Here is a 19290-nt window from a genome sequence, read left to right on the forward strand (position 1 = left end):
TCGCGCAAGCTATCAGGGGGAACGATTGCGATGACGATCGGCCCGACCGGTTCAGCCAAGGTCTCGCTCGCGCGCCAGATGGCGCGGAGCGTGCTTGCGCGGGATCTCGGAGATTTCGGGCCCGAAGTCGTCGCCAAGGCAAAGCTCTGCCTGCTCGACTTCCTGTCCTGCGCCTTCGAGGCAGGCAGCCATCCCTGGAGCCGTCAGGCCATTGCGATCGCGCAAGCCGGCGGCAGCGCGACGATCATCGGCACTTCGCAACTCTCCTCGCCGGCTGACGCCGCCTTCGCCAATGCGGTGATGGGGCATGGCCTCGTCCGCGAGGATATGCATGCAGCCAGCATCGCGCACCATGGCGTTGTGATCTGGCCGACGCTGCTGGCGCTGTCGGAACAAGCGCCGTTGCACGGGGCCAGGCTGCTAGCGGCCGCCATCATCGGCTATGAGACCGGCGCGCGGATCGGCCGCGCGCTCCTGACCTCCGACCTTGCACGCCTCTACCGCCCCACGGGCCTCGTGGCGCCTCCGGGCGCAGCGCTGGCAGGAAGTTTCGCGCTCGGCCTGTCCGAGGATGCCGCAACCAGCGCCATTGCGATCGCAGCCAACACGTCGAGCGGACTCAACGAGTGGCCGCATGCCGTCGGCTCTGACATGTATTTCCACCCGGGTTTTGCCGCCAGCAACGCGATCAAGGCGATCGGCCTTGCCGCGGCCGGCGCTTTCGGCTCGGAAACGATCCTCGAAGGCAAAGCCGGCCTGTTCGCCGCCTATCGTCGCCAGGCCGCGCCGGCCAGCATCGCGCTCTTTCCGAATGGCAACTGCGAGATCATGGCCGTCTACAACAAGCCGGTCCCGGCCTGCAATTTCGCGCAGACCGCCGCTCAAGCCGCGCTCCGCGTCTCACACGAGCTCGCCAGTGCCGAGGAGATCGACCGCGTCGTCATTCGCGCGCCAGAGGCTGCCGTTCGGTACCCCGGCTGCGATTCCACGGGCCCCTACCGCAACGCCCTTCAAGCCAAGATGAGCATTCCGTTCAGCGTCGCCGCGACACTGGCGCGGGGCAAGATCGAGGAAGAGAATTACTCCGAGCTCGACGATGCCGACATCATCCGCCTGGTCGAGGTGACTGACCTCAAGGCCGATGCCGGCTTCACCGCCGCCTTCCCCGGCAAGCAGGGCGCGGAGGTGACCGTTCACCTGCGCGGCGGCCGGTCGATCCGGCACACCCTGCCCGACGTCATCGCCGCAACGCCGGCAGATATTCGCGCACGCTTCCGCGCTGCCGCTACCAGGGCCCTCGGCGAGGACCGCGCACATCGGCTCGAGCAACTCATCGACGACTGCGAACGGCTCGGTAACGCCGACGCCATCGCAGCGCAGTGCCGCCTGGAAACGGAACGGATTTTACGATCGGCATCATAAGAAATGCCGGAGAGTACGGGGGAAACATGGTCGGCTTGGAGACCAGCTTAGAATCGTCGGCAGCGCGGAGGCGGGGCTGATGGAGGGATTTCTGCAAGCGCTCGCCGCGGGCCTGTTGATCGGTGCCGTCTACGGCCTGATGTGCGTGGGGCTCGGACTGATCTTCGGCGTCATGCGCGTCATCAATTTCGCCCATGGCGATTTCATGATGCTCGGCATGTATACCGCCTTCTATCTCTTCACCGCTGCCGGCGTGCAGGCGTTGTTCGGCAACACGGTCGGACCGTTCGTTGCCATTCTTTTGGCTGGCCCCGTGCTCGCCGTGTTCGGCTATTTCGTCCATCGGACGCTGATTTCGCACGTGTCGGGGACGCGCACCGCCTCGCTCGAAGGCGAAGGCCACTACGCCCAGCTCATCCTCACGCTCGGCATCGCGCTGATCCTGCAGAACGGCGGCCTCATCGTGTTTGGCTCGGTACTGGCCTCGATCCGCACGCCGCTGTCGAGCTCGGCCTGGGAACTCGGCCCCTTCTTCGACATGAGCATCTTCCTCAACAAGGCGCGCAGCATCGACGCGATCGTCTCGCTGGCCATGATGATCCTGCTCTCGCTGCTGATCACGCGCACCCGGATCGGCAAGTCGCTGCGCGCCGCCGCGGACAATCCGACCGCCGCAACCTATATGGGCATCGACGTCGACCGCGCGCACCGCACCGCCTTCGCGCTAGGCTGCGGCATCACCGCGATTGCGGGCGGCCTGCTCGCCACCAACTATCCGTTCCACCCCTTCGTCGGCCTCGAATACGTCATCGTCATGTATGCCGGCGTCGTGCTCGGCGGCATGGGCAGCATCATCGGCGCGTTCTGGGGCGGCATGACGATCGGTCTCGTGCAGCAGATGTCGACGCTGATTCTGCCGACGCAATTGCAGAACGCCGCGATCTTCGCCGTCTTTCTCCTCATCATCTTCTTCCGTCCGCAAGGCTTCTTCGGACGCATGGTCGAAAGGACGTGACCATGCTCCGGATGCGTTCCCTTCTTCCTCCCCTGCTCTTCACGCTCGCCTATGCCGGGATCTCGCTCGGCGTCACCAACTCCTACTATCAGCTCATCCTGACGCTGGTGCCGGTGTGGGCGGTGTTCGGTCTGTCCTGGAACCTGCTCAGCGGCTACACCGGGCTGATCTCGTTCGGCCACGCCGCCTTCTTCGGCATCGGCGCCTACGTGACCGCGCTCGGGCAAATCTACTTCAACATTTCCCCCTGGCTGCTGATCCCGATCGCAGCCACGCTCGGCGGCATCGCCGGGCTGCTGATCGGATTTCCGACCTTCCGCCTGCAGGGTCACTATTTCGCCTTGGCGATGCTCGCCTATCCGCTCGCCATTCTCTACGTGTTCGAATGGCTCGGTTTCCAGGAGGTGACGCTCCCGATCAAGCGCGACGCGCCGATCGCCTATATGCAGTTCGCCGATCCCCACATCTACACCCTGCTGGGGCTCGCCATCATGCTGGCCACCATCGTGCTGACGCAAGTGATCGAGCGCTCGCGCTTCGGCATGGCGCTGCTCGCGATCAAGCAGAACGAGGCCGCGGCCGAAGCCGCCGGCATCAACACGCTAGCCTGGAAACTGCGCGCGATCACGCTGAGCGGGGCAATCGCCGCCGCCATCGGCGGGTTCTATGCGCAGGTCCTGCTGGTCGTGACCCCGCAATCGGTGTTCGGCATGCTGGTGTCGGCGCAGGCGTTGACGGTCGCGATGTTCGGCGGCGTCGGCTCGGTCTGGGGTCCGGTCATCGGCTCGGTGATCCTGATCCCGCTCGCCGAGATCCTGCACGCCGAGGCCGGCGCGCGGATCCCCGGCATTCAGGGCGTCATCTTCGGCCTCGCCATCGTCTGCGTCATCCTGCTCGCGCCGGAAGGCCTGTTCTGGAAACTGCGCGATCTCCTGCGCAAACGAACTGCATCGAAGGCGACCGTCAGCGACGCGCCGGAAGCAGCGGCGGCCGCTAATATCACGACGCTGAAGCACGCCGCGCGGCAGCGCGCCGCCACCGGCCAAGTCGTGCTCGAGGTTCGCAACCTCTCGCGTTCCTTTGGTGGCCTCAAGGCGGTGCAGGATGTCAGCTTCAAGCTGCACCGGAACGAGATCCTCGGCATCATCGGTCCCAACGGCGCGGGCAAAACCACGCTGTTCAACCTCCTCAATGGTTTTCTGAAGCCGAGCCAGGGCGAAGTGCTGATCGACGGCCGCAACATGTCCGGCCAGCGTCCGCACGTGATCTGCGAGGCCGGCATCGGCCGCACCTTCCAGATCATGCGACCGTTCCTGCGCATGTCGATCCTCGACAATGTCGTGGTCGGCGCCTATGTGCGCGCGCGGTCCGACGAGGAGGCGCGCAAGATGGCCGCCGACGCCGTCGTGCGCGTCGGACTCTCCGCCGTCGCCGATCGCGTTGCCGGCGAGCTGTCGACCAAGGAGCTGCGATTGATGGAGCTTGCCCGCGCGATCGCCGGCCAGCCGCGCATCCTGCTGCTCGACGAGACGCTCGCGGGCCTCGGGCACAGCGAGGCGGACGAGGTCGTCGCCGTGATCCAGCAACTCGCGCGCGACGGCATGACCATCGCCATCATCGAGCACACCATGCAGGCGATGGTTCGGCTGGTCGACAGCTTCCTCGTGCTCGACCACGGCGCCGTCATCACCGAGGGCCTGCCGGAAGTCGTGACGCGCGACAGCCGCGTGATCGAGGCCTATCTCGGCAAGAAGTGGGTGGGCCATGCTGCGAATTGAGGGATTGAGCGCGGGCTACTCCGCAAAGCCCGTCCTGAACGACGTCTCGATCAATGTCGGCGCCGGCCAGTTCGTGGCGATCGTCGGCCCCAACGGCGCCGGCAAGACCACGCTGTTCAAGACGATCTCCGGCATCGTGAAGCCGAGCGGCGGAAAGATCACGTTTGACGGCGTCGATCTGCTCGCAGTGCCGCCGCCGCAGCGCGCCCATCTCGGCATCGCTCACGTCCCCGAGGGCCGCCAGGTATTCCCGTCGCTGACCGTGATGGAGAACCTGGAGATGGGCGCGATGACCGAGAGCGGCCGCCGCGACTGGCAGGTCAATATCGAGCGCATCTTCGAATGGCTTCCGGTGCTGAAGGAGCGCCGCGATCAGTTCGCCGGCACGATGTCCGGCGGCCAACAGCAGATGCTCGCGATCGGCCGCGGTCTCGCCTCCTCGCCAAAGCTGCTGATGCTGGACGAGCCCTCGATGGGGCTCGCGCCGTCGACCGCGGACTTCATCTTCGACCGGCTGATCGAGATCCGCCGCCAGTCCGGGCTGACCATGCTGCTGGTCGAGCAGCGCGTCGCGGAAGCGCTGGAATCGGCCGATCAGGGCTACGTCCTCGAAGCCGGACGCGTCGTGCTCGAAGGCAACAACGACACGCTGCGCGCCGACGACCGCGTGCGCAAAGCCTATCTCGGCATGTGATCAACATAAAAACAAGGACAAGGGAGAGAACGTAATGGGGATGACATCAAAAGGGCTCTCGCGCCGTACCGTATTGTCCGGCGCCGCCGCCGTCGGCCTCGCCGGCGTGGCGCGCGCACAGGCACCGGCCGAAGTGAAGGTCGGGCTGATCGTACCGCTGTCCGGCATCTACACCCGTCCGGGCCAGGTGATGAAGATGGGCGCTGAGATGGGGATCGAGCACATCAATGCGCAGGGCGGCGTCAAGGCGCTCGGCGGCGCCAAGCTGAAGCTGGTCGTCATCGACTGCGGCGACACCACCGAGAAAGCCAAGAATGCGGCGCAGCGCATGGTGGCACAGGAGCCCGATCTCGTCGCCGCTACTGGCTCCTACCTCTCCTCCTTCACGCTCGCAGTGACCGAGGTCACCGAGCGCGCCGAATTGCCGATGCTGACGCTGTCCTACTCGGACCTTTTGACCGACCGCGGCTTCAAATACATCTTCCAGACCGCCGCGACGGCGAGCCGCCAATCCGAGCTCGGCCTGCCGACTCTGATGAAGCTCGCCGAGAACGCCTCCGGCAAGCGCCCGAAGACCGTGGCAATGCTGATGGACAACACCGCGACTTCGGTCGCCACGGCCAAGGCGCTCAAGGAGAAGCTGTTCGCTCAGGAAGGCCTCCAGCTCGTCGTCGAGGAAGTCTGGACCCCGCCGCTGTCGGATGCGACGCCGCTGATCCAGAAAGTCCGCTCGGCAAAGCCCGACCTGCTGCTGTTCATGCCGAATGCGGTGTCGGACGCGAAGCTCGGGCTGGAGAAGATCAGCGAGTTCGGCCTCGGCCAGGGCAAGATCCCGACGGTGTCCTTCAGCATCACCATCGCCGAGCCCGACATGCTCCAGAGCGTGAGCCCCGAGATCGTGCAGGGCATCATGACCATCGTCGCGAGTTGGGGCGCGAAGGGTCACGAAGCGCTGATCGCCGAGCTCAAGGCCAAGTACAAGGAGCCCTGGGCCACGCAGAACGTCATCTCGACCTATGGCGACATGTGGGTGATGAAGGAAGCGCTGGAAAAGGCCGGCAAGGCCGACCGCAACGCGGTCGCGCAGGCCTTGCGGACGCTGGATGCCGGGGACTCGAAATATTACCCGGGCGGTCAGCTCAAGTTCGACGAGAAGGGCCGTCGCGTCGGCGCTGGCGTCGTCATCGTGCAATGGCAATCGGGCGTGCCTGTCACCGTTTATCCGCCCGAGCTCGCGCAGGCCCAGCCGTTCTGGCCGAAGAAATCCTAAGTAATGCGCGATTTTTCAGGGAGGGGAATTGTCATGACCGCAAAGAGCAAGATCACGATCACTCGCCGAACATTGCTTGCCGGCGCCTCAGGCGCATTGATCGCATCCCGCTCGGCCTGGGCGCAGCAACCGTCAGAAGTGAAGGTCGGCCTGTTGGTCCCGATCTCCGGGATCTATGCCCGGCCGGGCACGGTGATGCGCGAAGGCGCCGAGATGGCTGTCGATCACATCAACGCGCAGGGCGGCGTCAAGGCGCTCGGGGGCGCCAAGTTGAAGCTGGTCGTGCTCGATTCCGGCGACACTACGGAGAAGGCCAAGAACGCGGCGCAACGCATGGTCGCACAGGAGACCGATCTGGTCGCGGCCAGCGGCGCCTATCTGTCCTCGTTCACCCTCGCGGTGACCGAAGTGACCGAGCGCGCAAACCTGCCCATGCTCACCCTCTCCTACTCCGACCTCATCACCGAGCGCGGATTCAAATACGTGTTCCAGACCGCGGCCACCGCGGGTTCGCAGGCAAGGCAGGCGTTGCCCCAGCTCATCAAGCTGGCGGAGACGGCTTCCGGCAAGCGACCGAAGACGGTTGCGATCCTGACCGACAACACGGGAGCCTCGATCGCCTCCGCAAAGGCGATGCGCGAAGGCCTGCTGGCCGAGAACCAGTTGCAGTTGATCGTCGACGAGACATTCACGCCGCCGCTGGCGGACGCGACGTCGCTGGTGCAGAAGATCCGCTCGGCGAAACCCGATCTGCTGTTCTTCCTGCCGACGGTGATCTCGGACGCCAAGCTCCTGCTCGAGAAGATGAACGAGTTCGGCCTCGGCCAGGGCAAGGTGCCGACGATCTCGTTCGGCATCGCGATCGCCGAGCCGGACATGCTACAGACCGTGAGCCCCGAACTGCTCCAGGGCGTGCTGACCTGCGTCGCAAGCTGGGGCGCCAAGGGCCACGAAGCGCTGATCGCCGAGCTAAAGACCCGCTACAACGAGCCGTGGATGACGCAGAACGCGATCTCCACCTATGGCGACATGTGGGTGATCAAGGACGCGCTGGAGAAGGCCGGCAAGGTCGATCGCGTGGCCGTCGGCGAGGCGCTGCGGACCATGGATGCCGGCCCGTCGAAATATTACCCGCTGGGCGAGATCAAGTTCGACGAGAAGGGCCGCCGCGTCGGCGCGGGGATGACCATCGTGCAGTGGCAGGCCGGCGTGCCGGTGACGGTGTTTCCGCCAGAGCTCGCGCTGGCAAAACCGTTCTGGCCGAAGACCTGACACCGCCACAACAAGAAACGGAGAACATCATGGACAAGGCAACTTACGACCGCGGTCTCGAAATCCGCAAGAGCGTGCTCGGCAACGAGTTCGTCGACAAGGCAATCGCGTCCGCCGACGAGTTCAATCGCCCGATGCAGGATCTCACCACGGAGTATTGCTGGGGTTACGTCTGGGGCCGCGAGGGCCTCACGCGCAAGACCCGCAGCTTCCTCAACCTCGCAATGCTCTGCGCGCTCAACCGTCCGCACGAACTGAAAACCCACGTCCGCGGCGCCCTCGCCAATGGCGCAACGCGCGAGGAGATCCGCGAAGTCTTCATGCAGGTCGCAATCTATTGCGGCGTGCCGGCCGGCGTCGACGCATTCCGGAACGCCAAGGAAGTCTTCGCCGAGCTCGACAAGAAGTAACGGAGCGCGGCTGCGATGAAGGGCAAATGGGCACTCGTGACCGGCGCGACGGCGGGCCTGGGCCACGCCATCGCGACAGGCCTTGCGGGCGCAGGCGCCAACATCGTCCTTCACGATCTCGTGGCGCCGAGGCAGGCCGCGGATGATCTGCGCGCCCGCTTCGGCGTGGAGGTCATCGCGGCCGGCGTCGACCTCGCCCAGCGCGAGCCGATCGAGGCCATGATGGCCGATCTGCTCGACCGCTGCGGCGCCGTGGACATCCTGGTCAACAACGCCGTGGTCCGGCATTTCTCCGCTGTCGAGCAGTTTCCGCCCGAAAAATGGGAACAGGCGCTGGCCGTCAATCTTTCGGCCCCGTTCCATCTGATCCGCCTGGCATTGCCGGCCATGAAGCAGCGGGGCTGGGGCCGGATCATCAACATGGGCTCGATCTATTCGAACCGCGCGGTCGAGGACCGCATTGACTACGTCACCACCAAAACGGCAATTTTGGGTATCACCCGCGCCGTCGCCATCGAGACGGCCCGTAGCGGCATCACCTGCAACACGCTTTGCCCGGGCACGCTGCCGACACCCGCCATCCTCAACAAGATCGCGACGATCGCGTCGAACAGCAGCCGTCCGATCGACGACGTCACACATGAGTATCTCGGCGAGCGCCAGCCGACGCAGCGTTTCGTCGAAATGGATGCCGTCGCCGCTATGGTCGTCTTTCTCTGCGGTCCGGCCGCAAACGACATCACCGGAGCCAGCCTGCCGATCGATGGCGGTTGGTCCGTCGCATGAAGTCATTGGAATGGGAGCGCTGCGATGTTTGAACAATCAGGCCAGACCGTCGTGCTGACGGGCGCCGCCGGCGGCATGGGACGTGCCATCACCAAGGCGCTGCTGGAGAGCGGCCGCCGTGTCGTGCTGGTCGATCGCGACGCCAAGGCACTTCAGGAGCTGGCAGCGACGGGCGGGGACGCCGTGTTTCCGATCCAGCTCGACATCAGCGACGCAAAGGCGGTGGATGGCCTCCCGGACGCCATTCCCAGTCATTTCAAGCCGGTCGACGTTCTCATCAACAATGCTGGCCACGACATCGGCGGGCGGACCCGCTTCGATATCGGCTCGGCGGACGACTGGTCCAACATCATCCAGACCAACCTGATCGGCCTGATGCGCGTCACCCGGGCGATCCTCCCTGACATGGTCCAGCGCAATACCGGCCATATCGTCAACATCAGCTCCATCAACGCGGTCCGGATCGTGCCTGACATGGCCGCCTACAGCACCAGCAAGGCGGGGGTGCACATGTTCACCGAGACCCTCCGCGGCGAGCTGGCGGAAACCGCAATTCGGGTTACCGAGCTCCAGCCCGGCCTGACCCGGACCAATATCATCCTGACCCGCTATCGCGGCGATCAGCAGAAGGAAAAGGACTATTTCGACCAGTTCAGTATGGCACTCGATCCGGCCGATATCGCCCGCTCAATCGTCTTTGCCCTTGACCAGCCGCCGCATGTTCAAATTGCCGAAATGATGATTCTGCCTGTAAACCGGTACTGACTTTTCCCAACCAGGACCCGGACATGGAAAGACGTAGCGAATTGCAGTCGACACTCCGCATCGAGGACGTCCCGACCGTCCGGGCGATGGTCGCGCAAAAGCTGCGCGAGGCGATCATGTCGGGAACGCTGAAACCGGGCCAACGCCTGGTCGAACGCGAGCTCTGCGAAATGATGGGTGTCAGCCGTCCCTCGATCCGCGAAGCGCTGCGCGCCCTCGAGGCCGACGGCCTGGTCAACTCCGTCCCCCACCGAGGCCCCGTGGTCTCCACGATCAGCCTGGAGGAAGCTCGGCAGCTCTACGCGGCACGCGCGGTCCTCGAAGGATACGCCGGCCGCGAATGCGCCCGCCTCAACGACCCCGAGGTCGCGCGCCGAATCGGTGATGCGCTCGCGCGGCTGAAGGCCGCCGCCGCCAAGCAGGATCTGGTCGGCTGCCTGGAAGCAAAGACCGATTTTTACGGCGCGCTGATCGGCGGCTGCCGCAATGCCTTCATCGAGCGCATGCTCAAGCCGCTCCACGACCGCATCCAGCTGTTGCGGATCACGTCGATGTCGCAGCCGAAGCGGATCAACAAAAGCCTGCGCGAGGTCACCGCGATCTGGCGCGCGATCCAGAGCGGCGATCCGGACCTCGCCGAGCGCTGCTGCGTCGACCACATCAATGCGGCCGCAGTAGCCGCGCTCGACATGATTGAAAAATCGTCGGCGGCCAAGGAGGCGGCGCCTTCCGACGACTAAAAAATTGCCGCCAGGGAGTGTTCGATGACGTATCTCGTACGATCGCTGATCCTGTTGTTCCTGCTCTACCCTTGCGGCACCGCGATCGCGGACGACTACCCTTCCCGCCCGGTCACGATGATCGTGCCATTCTCCGCCGGCGGCCCCGGCGACGTCATCGCGCGAATCCTCGGCAACGCCATGAGCGCGACGCTGAAACAGTCCATCGTCATCGAGAATGTCGTCGGCGCCGGCGGTACGCTTGGCACCAACCGCGTCGCCAAGGCTGCGCCCGATGGCTATACGCTGCTGTTGATGCATGTCGGCCAGGCCACTGCGCCCGCGCTCTACGCAAAACTGCCGTTCGACCCTGTCAGCGACTTCGCCATGATCGGGCTCGTGACCGACGTGCCAATGATTCTGGTGGCCCGGCCGAACTTTCCGGCCAACGATCTCGGCGAGATGATCGCACGCATCCGCAGCGAGGGCGACAAGATGACCTTCGGCAATGTCGGTCTCGGCTCGGCCTCGCAGCTCTGCGGCCTGATGTTCATGAGCACCACCGATACAAAACTCTCGCAGATCTACTATAAGGGCGGCGGACCTGCGCTGAACGACGTCATAGCCGGCCATATCGACGTCTATTGCGATCCCGCGACCGGGCCGACGCCGTACATCCAGTCGAAAACGATCAAGGGCTACGCCATCACCAGCAAGACGCGCGTCGCGACGTTGCCTGACGTACCGACCTCAGCAGAAGCCGGAGTTCCCGAATTCAATGTCACGACCTGGTATGGCCTCTACGCGCCACGCGGCACGCCGAAGCCCGTCGTCGACCATCTCGTCGGTGCGCTGCAGACGGCCCTGAAGGATCCCGCCCTGATCAGCCGCTTCGCCGAGCTCAGCATGGCGCCGGTCGAGACCGAGCGTGCCACCCCCGAAGCGCTCGAAACGTTCCTGAAGGCTGAGATCGGCAAATGGGGACGAATCATCAAGTCGGCCGGGATCGAGCCGCAGTAGACGACCTTGCGGCGTAGCAAGGCCCTAGAACCGCGTGGGGGCGCCTATCGAAGAACGCGCTGACGCCCTCACGGAAATCATCCGTCGCGGCGCATGTCCGGAGCGCGATAACCAGCGCAAATTTAAGCGCATCAAGATAAGTGGCGGTGGACGAGCTTCAGTCCTCCGCCAGATGGGCCGAACCACGAGACTTCAATTGGGTCGCGAGCCGGGGATCGTAACCGCGCGCCGGCAGACGCCAGCCGACACGGACAACAACCGTCAAACGGCAGGCTAGTCGCTGCAGACCGGATTCACATGCGCCTCCACCCTTGAGCCGAGGGAATCGCGCACCCAGGCTGCATTCTCGCCGGTAGGAGCGATCTGCACCTGCACATCCTTCGGCTTGGCCAGATAGGGCGAAGACGTGACCAGGACATCGGCGCCGGCAGCCGCATAGTCCGCCGCGTTGCCGGCGTTCACCCCGCCGGCTGCGGCGATGATGGGACGTGCGCGCGTATAGGCCATCGAACCCATGCGCTTGACCAACGCAGCGATCTCGGCCGGCGAGAATTTCTCGGCTTGAATCACGTCGAAGCCCGCAACCGCGGCGGCAAGTGCGGCATCGGCCGTCTTGACCTCGATCACCAGCTTCTTCTCCGGCGCCGCCTGGCGCAATCGCTCGACCGCCTCGAACAGCGGCCGCTCGCCGAGGAAGGCGCGGTGCTCCGGAAACACCAGCACCGTCTCCGAGAGGCCGAGCCGATGCATGACGGCACTGCCCGCCTTCACGGCCGCCACGGCAAAGCGCTTGGTGCCCGGCACGTTCTTGCGCGTGCAGGCGATCGGGATATGCGGAGCAACCGCCCTCGCCGCATCCACGATGGCACGGGTCTCGCTGGCCACGCCCGACCAGATCTCGATCAAGGTCTGCGCGACCTTCCAGCTCTTGAGCAGCGCCGCGGCCGGACCTCGCGCTTCCAGGATCGGCGCGCCCTGCTCCAGCGCCGAGCCGGATGCGGCAAACAGTTCGACCCTGCAACCGGAGAGCTCGATGATTTCAGCGGCATCCTCGGCAACCGCAAGCACCATCGGCGCGCGTGCGACAAAATGCATGACGCCCTTGATGGCGGCGATTCCAAGCGCCTCGGTGGTCAGATCGCCGTAGGGGACGTCGTCTTCCAGCAGCCTTTCGAGTTCGGCGCGTGATGCAACGGTCGCCATATCGTGCTTCCCTTCGTTGGTGTCGGCTTGTCGACGACTTTGTCGGAAAGCCGACATGGATCGTCGGTCCCGCCGCTGCGATTGGCGGGAATTCCGCTGTTTCGATACCTGTTACTGCAAGGCGCACACCAAAATCCGCCCATCGATCCGGCACGCCGATTGCTGAACCGTTCATGGGCGACGCCTCGCAGCAATCAGGCTGCGCGGATGCGATTGCCGCCCGCTGGAGTTCATCATGAAGCTGTTTCGCACCATAGCCGCCGCCACGGTCCTGCTGCTCGCGTTCACGCAAGCACAGGCCGCGCAGACAAATGTCGCCGTGGCCGCCAACTTCACCGATGCTGCCAAGGAGATCGCCGCGCTCTTCAAGCAGAAGACCGGTCATGAGGCGGTGCTGAGCTTCGGAGCGAGCGGGCAGTTTTATACCCAGATCACCCAGGGCGCGCCGTTCCAGGTATTCCTGTCCGCCGACGATTCCCGGCCGAAAAAGCTCGTCGAGGACGGTCTTGCGGTCCCAGACGGCCGCTTCACCTATGCCATCGGCAAGCTCGTGCTATGGAGCAAATCGCCTGGCGTCGTGACCGGCGAGGAAACGCTGAAGGCCGCGTCGTTCGCAAAGCTCTCGATCTGCAATCCGGCCGCAGCGCCTTACGGGCTCGCCGCCGTGGAGACCATGAAATCGCTGAACCTGTACGACGCCCTGAAGCCGAAGCTGGTCGAAGGCGCGACCATCACCCAGGCCTATCAGTTCATCGAGACCGGCAACGCCGAGGTCGGATTCGTCGCATTGTCGCAATTGACCGGTAGCGATGCCGGTTCCCGCTGGGAGGTCCCGCAGTCGCTTTATAACCCGATCCGCCAGGACGCGGTCCTGCTGAAGACCGGCGCCGGCAACGAAGCCGCGGGCGCCTTCATCGCCTTCCTCAGGGGACCCGAGGCGCGCGCCATTATCGAGAAATACGGCTACGTGCTGGACGGGCAGAGCTGACGCGCATGGAGGTCTGGTCGGCGGAGATCCGCCAGTCAGTGCTGTTGACGATCGAGCTTGCCGCCATCTCGACCGTGATCCTGCTGGTGCTGGCAACTCCGCTCGCCTGGTGGCTGGCGCGCGCGACGGGATGGTGGACCGAGATCGTCGCAAGCGTGGTCGCCCTGCCGCTGGTGCTGCCGCCGACCGTGCTCGGCTTCTACCTGCTGGTCATGCTCGGTCCTGACGGGCCGGGCGGATGGATCGCGCGCCTGTGGGGCGGACGCACGCTCGCCTTCACCTTTGAAGGCCTGATCATCGGCTCGGTGGTGTATTCGATGCCCTTCGTCGTGCAGCCGATCCGGAACGCCTTCACTGCGATAGGCGAGCGGCCGCTCGAGGTCGCCGCCACCTTGCGGGCGTCGCCCTTGCGCACGTTCTGGAGCGTCGCGGTGCCGCTCGCCCGGCCGGGCTTCATGACCGGCGCAGTGCTTGGCTTTGCACATACGGTCGGCGAATTCGGTCTGGTCCTGATGATCGGCGGCAACATTCCCGGCCACACCAAGGTACTGTCGGTCGCGATTTTCGACTATGTCGAGACCTCGCGCTGGCGAGAGGCAAGTGTCCTTGCCGGCGGTATGGTGATCTTCGCTTTCGCAGTGATCCTGACCATGACGCTGATCGACAAGCGCAGCAGAAGGAAGGCCGCATGAGGCACGCCGAACCCGGCCGGATCAACGCGGCCTTCCGCGGCAGGCTCGGCGCCTTCACGCTCGATGCCGAGCTCAGCGTGCCCGCCTCTGGCGTCACTGCGATCTTCGGCCCGTCAGGCTGCGGCAAGACCACCGTGGCGCGCTGCATCGCCGGCCTGCAACGCATGGCCGACGGCTTTTGTGCGGTCGATGGCGAAATCTGGCAGGATCGTTCATCGTTTCGGCCAGTGCATCGGCGGCCGATCGGCTACGTGTTCCAGGAAGCCAGCCTGTTTTCGCATCTTTCCGTGCGCGGCAATCTCCTGTTCGGCGCACCGAGGGCCGCAGGCGCGCAGATCGACTTCGACGAGGTCATCGAGCTGCTCGGCCTCGCCGGGCTGCTCGACCGATCGCCGCATCGCCTCTCCGGCGGCGAGCGACAGCGCGTGGCGATCGGCCGCGCTCTGCTGTCACAGCCAAAACTCCTGCTGATGGACGAGCCGCTGGCCGCGCTCGACCGCACCACCAAGAACGAGATTCTGCCGTTCCTCGAGCGGGTGCATGCGCGACTGTCACTGCCGGTCTTCTATATCAGCCACGACATGACGGAGATCGAGCGCTTTGCCGATCATCTGGTGCTGATGGAACACGGCCGCGTCGTCGGCGCGGGACGGCTAGACGACTTCCGTCCGGCGCCACCGCCTCGCGCGAGCCGCGATCGGCATGGAGATTGCTCGGATCGACGCAAGAGCGTAGGAAACCCGACGAGGATGCCCGCTATGCCGATCGACTTCCACGACATCGACCCGAACCGCGTCGCCGCGATTCTTTACCATCCGAAGGACGACGTCGATACCCTGCTCGCCGACTTCGCCGAAACTCTGGTGCGATCGCATGAGCGGATCGGCGGGGTCGTCCAGCGCAATATCAAGGACGGCGGCGGCTGTCAGGTTGGTATGCAGGCGATCGACCTCATGACCAGCCGCGAGATATCGATCTGTCAGCCGCTCGGCTCTGGCGCCACGGCCTGCAAGCTCGACTCCGCGGGACTTGCCGAAGCGGCCGTCGCCGTCACGCGCGCCATCGCGGCAGATGTCGATCTCGTCGTGATCAACAAGTTCTCCAAGCAGGAAGCGGCCGGCGAAGGCCTGCGCGACGAGCTGGCCAACGCCATCGCCGCCGGTATCCCCGTGCTTACGGCCGTGCCCGAAAAATGCTTGGACGCCTGGAACGATTTTACCGGCGGCATCGGCACCAGCCTGTTGTGTGAACGAAGTGCGATCGAGGGCTGGTGGCAGGATCTGTCATCGCGCATGAAGCGGGCCCGCGCGGCACGTCTGCCCGCCGACGCCCAAGCGGCACTACTTGCCGATCATCACGTCGGATGACTTGATCACCGCCGAGACGGTATCGCCCACTTTCAGGGCGAGATCGTCGACGGCCTCGTTGGTGATCGCAGAGAACACCACCAGCCCCGGCGCGAGCTCGATCTTCACATGGGCCGTCGTCGTGCCCTTGGTGACGGCGATGACCCGTCCGGGGAGAATGTTGCGGGCGCTGAGCTTCATGGATCAACCGAACTTGAACAGCACGCCGTAGCCGCCGCGCGGATAGCTCCACTCGATGTCGCCGCTCCCCTCGCAGATCACGCGGCAGGTTCCGCACTCGATGCAGCCATCGACGGTGATCTCCACCTGGCCCTTGTCGTTGAGCTCGTAGCACCGTGCCGGGCAGGCCTTCAGCATGCTCAAGAGCTCCGGGGACGGCGTGGTGTGCGGCCGCACCTTGATGTGCGCCCGGCCGGCATCGACCAGGTAACGGTTGTAGAACAGCTTGTCCTCGACACGCACGGATGGCTCGATCGACATGGCTTTGGTCTCCATCGCTAGTGTTGCGTTTCCTTGTCTCACCGCCAGGCGCGCGCGAGGCGGAAAGCGTCTCCGAACAGCCCGCTCCAGGAGCGCGCCTTGATGAACGATTTGAACGTCGTCTTCTCTTTCTCCACCTTCGGCGTGCCGTCGACGCGCAGGAAGTTCTGCATCGCCTTGGAAACCAGCTCCGGATAGGTCAGGAAGAAGTTCTGCGACTGGGTGTGCATCAGCGCAGGCATGTCCTTGTACTTCTTCAGGTCCTTGATGACGAAGGACTCGTCCAGCATCTTCTTGTAGAGCGACAGGTTCTCCGCCGTCATCGGATCCTTGCGCGACTTGACCTGGAAGATCGCCTCCGCTGCGATCCGGCCCGAGGTCATTGCAAGGTTCGATCCTTCACGATGGATGGCGTTGTTGAGTTGCGCGGCGTCGCCGACCACGACCCAGCCCTCGCCGTAGAGCTGCGGGATCGCGTTGAAGCCGCCCTCGGGAATGAGGTGCGCGGCATATTCCTTGACCTCGGAGCCCTCGATCAAGGGAGCGACCGAGGGATGCCGCTTGAAGCGGTCAAGCAGGCCATACGGCGTCTCACCGGTGCGCTGGAAGTCAGCAACCAGGCAGCCGATGCCGAGCGAGATGCATTCCTTGTTGGCATAGATGAAGCCCATGCCGGTCATGCCACGCGAGATGGTGCCGGCGGCCTCGATCACCATGCCTTCGTCGCCCCGAAGATTGAAGCGTGCCTCGATGGTCTCGCGCGGCAGGAAGTGCATCTCCTTCACGGCAAGCGCGACCTTGTCGGGCTTCGGCCGCTCCCGCAGACCAGCGCGCGTCCCGAGCAGGCCGTTGACGCCTTCCGCCAGCACGACGACGTCGGCATGGATCTCGCCGTCCGCGCGATCGGTGCGCACGCCGATCACCTTGCCGTAGGCGTCCTGCGCGAGCTCCGTCACCGTGGTCTCGCACAGCACGATGGCGCCGGCGTCGCGGACCTTCTGCGAGAACCACCGGTCGAACTGCGCACGGATGATGGTGTAGCGGTTCGGCTTCTCCTCGTTGAAATCGTCGGAGCGGTAGTGCAGGCCCGTGTGCGAACGGTCGTCCATCATCCAGAAGCGCTGCTCGACCAGGTGCCGCTCCAGCGGCGCGTCCTCGCGGAAATCGGGAACGAGCTTCTCCAGCATGTCGGCATAGAGGATCGCGCCCTGCACGTTCTTCGAGCCGGAATACTCGCCGCGCTCGAGCTGGAGCACCTTCAGCCCGCGCTGGGCCAGCGTCAGCGCCGCCGCGTTGCCGGCCATCCCGGCGCCGACGACGATGGCATCGAATTTTTCCTCGATCATGGCGCTTCTCCCTCTCCTAGCTTGCGATCCGGTCCCGCGAATGCGGCGACAGCCGTGCACGGAACGCCGCCGTCAGCGCCGGTAACAGGCGGATGGCATCGGTGACGATGCCGACATGGGCGAACTCGAAGATCGGCGCGTTCCGGTCGGTGTTGATGGCCACGATGAGATCGGCGCCCTCGACGCCGACGCGGTGCTGGATCGCCCCGGAGATGCCGGCGGCGATGTAGAGCTTCGGCCGGATGGTCTTGCCGGTCTGTCCGATCTGCCGGTCGGAGGTGACCCAGCCTTTCTGCACCAGCGGGCGCGAGCAGCCATATTCGGCACCGAGCACTGTTGCGAGCTGGCGCACCAGCTGAAAATTCTCCGGTGATCCGAGCCCCAGCCCGCCGGCGACGACGACGTCGGCATAGGCAAGATTGGACTTTGCGGAATCGCGATCGGGCAGGAACGACAGCACCTTGGTCACGATGTCGTCCTCGACGAGGCCGAGCGGATGACCGACGATCCGGCCGACGGGACGCGGATTGCGCTCCGGCATCGCCATCACGCGCGGGCGCACGGTCGCCATCTGCGGCCGGTAGTTCAGCGTGTAGATCGTGCAGAGCAGCGAGCCGCCGAAGGTCGGGCGGGTCGCGGCAAGCGAGCCGTCGGTATCGACGTCGAGCTCGGTGCAGTCCGCGGTCAGCCCCGTCAGCAGTGTCGTCGCGACCGAGCCGGCGAGGTCGCGACCGAGCGTGGTGGCGCCAAGCAGAAGAATCTCGGGCTTGTAGGTGTTGACGACGTCGGTCAGCGCCTTGGTGTAGGACTCGTTGCGATAGTCGGCAAGCAGGTTATCGGCCACCATGTAGACGAGGTCGGCGCCGTAGCAGAACGATTCGGCGGCGGCGCTCTGCGTTGCCTCTCCCTCCGGTCCGATCACCACGGCAGCGAGGTCGACCTTGAGCTTGTCGGCGAGCTTGCGGCCGGCGCCCATCAGCTCCCAGGACACCGGGTGCACCTGGCCGCGCTCCTGCTCGATGAAGACCCAGACGTGCTTATAGGCCTTGAAATGCTCCGGCAGCTCCTTCTTGGTCGCGGCGCGTCCGGAAGCAGATGCGGCGGTCTTCGGTGCGGTGCCCATGATGCTTGCTCCCCTTGCCTCAGAAGCCGCGCGCCAGCGTGGCGAGCTCGGTCTCGAGCCCCGCTTGGCGCGCGAAGATGGCGTCGATCAGCGCCTCCGCCGGCTGCTCGCCGGGCTCGATCAGCGTTGCCTTCTCGCTGCGCGCCGCGGGCGCGAAGACCCGCTTGACGATGGTGGGCGAGCCGCGCAGGCCGCATTTCGAGATGTCCTCGACGCCGGCATCCTGCGCGCTCCACTTCACGACCGGGGCACGCGCGGCACGGAGCGCATCGGCCATCGCACCGCGGCGGATCTGGTTGGTCGCCTCCAGCATGGTGACGAGGCAGGGTAATCTCGTGCGCAGGATCTGCACGCCGCCTTCCGAGCGCCGCTCGGCGTCGATGGTCCGCGCCGCCAGGTCGAGCGCGCTGATCTTCGCGACATAGGTGAGCTGCAACAGGCCGAGCCGTTTGGCGATGCCGGGACCGACCTGGGCAGTATCGCCGTCGATGGTCTGCTTGCCCGTGAAAACGAGATCGGGCGCGCCGAACTCGGTCGAGACCTTGCGGATCGCCGTGGCAAGCGCATAGGTCGTGGCGAGCGTATCGGCTCCGGCAAAGAAGCGGTCGGTCAAGAGCACGGCGCGGTCGGCGCCGAAGGTCAGCGCCTTGCGCAAGGAGTCCTCGGCCGACGGCGGCCCCATGGTCAACACGGTGACCTCGCCACCGAACTGATCGCGCAGCTCGAGCGCTGCCTCCAGCGCAAAGAGATCGTAGGGGTTGATGATGGTCGGCACCCCCTGACGCATGATGGTGTTGGTCACGGGATGCACGCGAATCTGCGCGGAGTCGGGGACCTGCTTGATGCAGACGACGATATGCATGCGTTTCTCCAGGTCTCGGCTCCAGAACTTGGTTCACAAGAAGAACAGCAAGTGTCGTACCAACTGCAGAGGTGACCG

The 19290-nt window shown here is 65.0% G+C and carries 20 protein-coding genes and 1 pseudogene; 15 read left to right on the forward strand and 6 right to left on the reverse strand.

The features are described from left to right. Positions 1–30 precede the first annotated feature (30 nt). The 11 genes from VGR99_RS25455 (at position 31) to VGR99_RS25505 (ending at position 11151) form a co-directional block, all read left to right on the forward strand. Positions 31–1422, forward strand: a complete 1392-nt coding sequence (locus VGR99_RS25455; RefSeq protein ID WP_326902334.1) for an MmgE/PrpD family protein — start codon at positions 31–33, stop codon at positions 1420–1422. A gap of 79 nt (positions 1423–1501) precedes the next feature. Continuing rightward, positions 1502–2437 carry a branched-chain amino acid ABC transporter permease gene (locus VGR99_RS25460; protein ID WP_326902336.1) on the forward strand — a complete coding sequence of 312 codons (936 nt, stop codon included), beginning with the start codon at positions 1502–1504 and terminating at the stop codon, positions 2435–2437. Between the two features lie 2 nt (positions 2438–2439). Next, on the forward strand, positions 2440–4215 hold the full coding sequence (locus VGR99_RS25465) for a branched-chain amino acid ABC transporter ATP-binding protein/permease (protein WP_326902337.1): 1776 nt from the start codon (positions 2440–2442) through the stop codon (positions 4213–4215). Further along, entirely contained in the window at positions 4202–4909 is a 708-nt protein-coding gene (locus VGR99_RS25470; protein WP_326902339.1) for an ABC transporter ATP-binding protein, read from the forward strand. The genes VGR99_RS25465 and VGR99_RS25470 overlap by 14 nt, the downstream gene beginning before the upstream one ends. Before the next feature lie 40 nt (positions 4910–4949). Continuing rightward, positions 4950–6179 (forward strand): ABC transporter substrate-binding protein, encoded by a 1230-nt coding sequence (locus tag VGR99_RS25475; protein ID WP_326902454.1) that lies wholly within the window; start codon positions 4950–4952, stop codon positions 6177–6179. 33 nt (positions 6180–6212) lie between these two features. Further along, complete coding sequence (locus VGR99_RS25480) at positions 6213–7451, forward strand: ABC transporter substrate-binding protein (protein ID WP_326902340.1); 1239 nt, start codon at positions 6213–6215, stop codon at positions 7449–7451. A gap of 29 nt (positions 7452–7480) precedes the next feature. Then, positions 7481–7861 (forward strand): carboxymuconolactone decarboxylase family protein, encoded by a 381-nt coding sequence (locus VGR99_RS25485; protein ID WP_080139730.1) that lies wholly within the window; start codon positions 7481–7483, stop codon positions 7859–7861. Between the two features lie 15 nt (positions 7862–7876). Further along, complete coding sequence (locus VGR99_RS25490; protein WP_326902342.1) at positions 7877–8647, forward strand: SDR family oxidoreductase; 771 nt, start codon at positions 7877–7879, stop codon at positions 8645–8647. A gap of 51 nt (positions 8648–8698) precedes the next feature. Next, positions 8699–9412: an SDR family oxidoreductase gene (locus tag VGR99_RS25495; RefSeq protein WP_326902343.1), complete on the forward strand. Its 714-nt coding sequence runs from the start codon at positions 8699–8701 to the stop codon at positions 9410–9412. A gap of 23 nt (positions 9413–9435) precedes the next feature. Beyond that, entirely contained in the window at positions 9436–10152 is a 717-nt protein-coding gene (locus tag VGR99_RS25500; RefSeq protein ID WP_326902345.1) for a GntR family transcriptional regulator, read from the forward strand. Between the two features lie 24 nt (positions 10153–10176). Further along, a complete protein-coding gene (locus VGR99_RS25505; protein WP_326902347.1) occupies positions 10177–11151 on the forward strand; it encodes a tripartite tricarboxylate transporter substrate-binding protein in 975 nt (324 codons plus the stop codon). A gap of 273 nt (positions 11152–11424) precedes the next feature. Here the strand turns inward: VGR99_RS25505 and modD are convergent, their stop codons facing one another. Then, positions 11425–12354, reverse strand: coding sequence for a ModD protein (modD, locus tag VGR99_RS25510; protein WP_326902348.1), 930 nt, complete (start codon positions 12352–12354; stop codon positions 11425–11427). A gap of 235 nt (positions 12355–12589) precedes the next feature. Between modD and modA the strand changes: the two genes are divergently transcribed. The 4 genes and pseudogenes from modA (at position 12590) to VGR99_RS25530 (ending at position 15401) form a co-directional block, all read left to right on the forward strand. Continuing rightward, a complete protein-coding gene (gene modA, locus VGR99_RS25515; protein WP_326902349.1) occupies positions 12590–13342 on the forward strand; it encodes a molybdate ABC transporter substrate-binding protein in 753 nt (250 codons plus the stop codon). Between the two features lie 5 nt (positions 13343–13347). After that, positions 13348–14034 carry a molybdate ABC transporter permease subunit gene (modB, locus tag VGR99_RS25520; protein ID WP_326902351.1) on the forward strand — a complete coding sequence of 229 codons (687 nt, stop codon included), beginning with the start codon at positions 13348–13350 and terminating at the stop codon, positions 14032–14034. Next, a pseudogene (gene modC, locus VGR99_RS25525) lies at positions 14031–14732 on the forward strand (molybdenum ABC transporter ATP-binding protein); the annotation flags it as partial. The gene modB and the pseudogene modC, both read left to right, overlap by 4 nt. A gap of 60 nt (positions 14733–14792) precedes the next feature. Beyond that, positions 14793–15401, forward strand: coding sequence for a DUF2478 domain-containing protein (locus tag VGR99_RS25530; RefSeq protein WP_326902455.1), 609 nt, complete (start codon positions 14793–14795; stop codon positions 15399–15401). On the opposite strand, the gene VGR99_RS25535 is transcribed toward VGR99_RS25530, so the two are convergent. The 5 genes from VGR99_RS25535 to VGR99_RS25555 are packed head-to-tail and all read right to left on the reverse strand — an operon-like array spanning position 15375 to position 19212. Then, positions 15375–15581 carry a TOBE domain-containing protein gene (locus tag VGR99_RS25535; RefSeq protein WP_061026950.1) on the reverse strand — a complete coding sequence of 69 codons (207 nt, stop codon included), beginning with the start codon at positions 15579–15581 and terminating at the stop codon, positions 15375–15377. The genes VGR99_RS25530 and VGR99_RS25535 overlap by 27 nt on opposite strands. Positions 15582–15584: 3 nt before the next feature. Continuing rightward, the gene (locus VGR99_RS25540; RefSeq protein ID WP_025037776.1) at positions 15585–15881 is read right to left on the reverse strand and encodes a ferredoxin family protein; all 297 of its coding nucleotides are present in this window, start codon (positions 15879–15881) and stop codon (positions 15585–15587) included. Between the two features lie 38 nt (positions 15882–15919). Continuing rightward, positions 15920–17227, reverse strand: a complete 1308-nt coding sequence (locus VGR99_RS25545) for an FAD-dependent oxidoreductase (protein WP_326902353.1) — start codon at positions 17225–17227, stop codon at positions 15920–15922. A gap of 16 nt (positions 17228–17243) precedes the next feature. Next, positions 17244–18350 (reverse strand): electron transfer flavoprotein subunit alpha/FixB family protein, encoded by a 1107-nt coding sequence (locus tag VGR99_RS25550; protein WP_326902354.1) that lies wholly within the window; start codon positions 18348–18350, stop codon positions 17244–17246. A gap of 19 nt (positions 18351–18369) precedes the next feature. Next, complete coding sequence (locus tag VGR99_RS25555; RefSeq protein ID WP_326902355.1) at positions 18370–19212, reverse strand: electron transfer flavoprotein subunit beta/FixA family protein; 843 nt, start codon at positions 19210–19212, stop codon at positions 18370–18372. Positions 19213–19290 lie beyond the last annotated feature (78 nt).

Source organism: Bradyrhizobium sp., from assembly GCF_035935975.1.
In the GTDB taxonomy this organism is placed as follows: domain Bacteria; phylum Pseudomonadota; class Alphaproteobacteria; order Rhizobiales; family Xanthobacteraceae; genus Bradyrhizobium.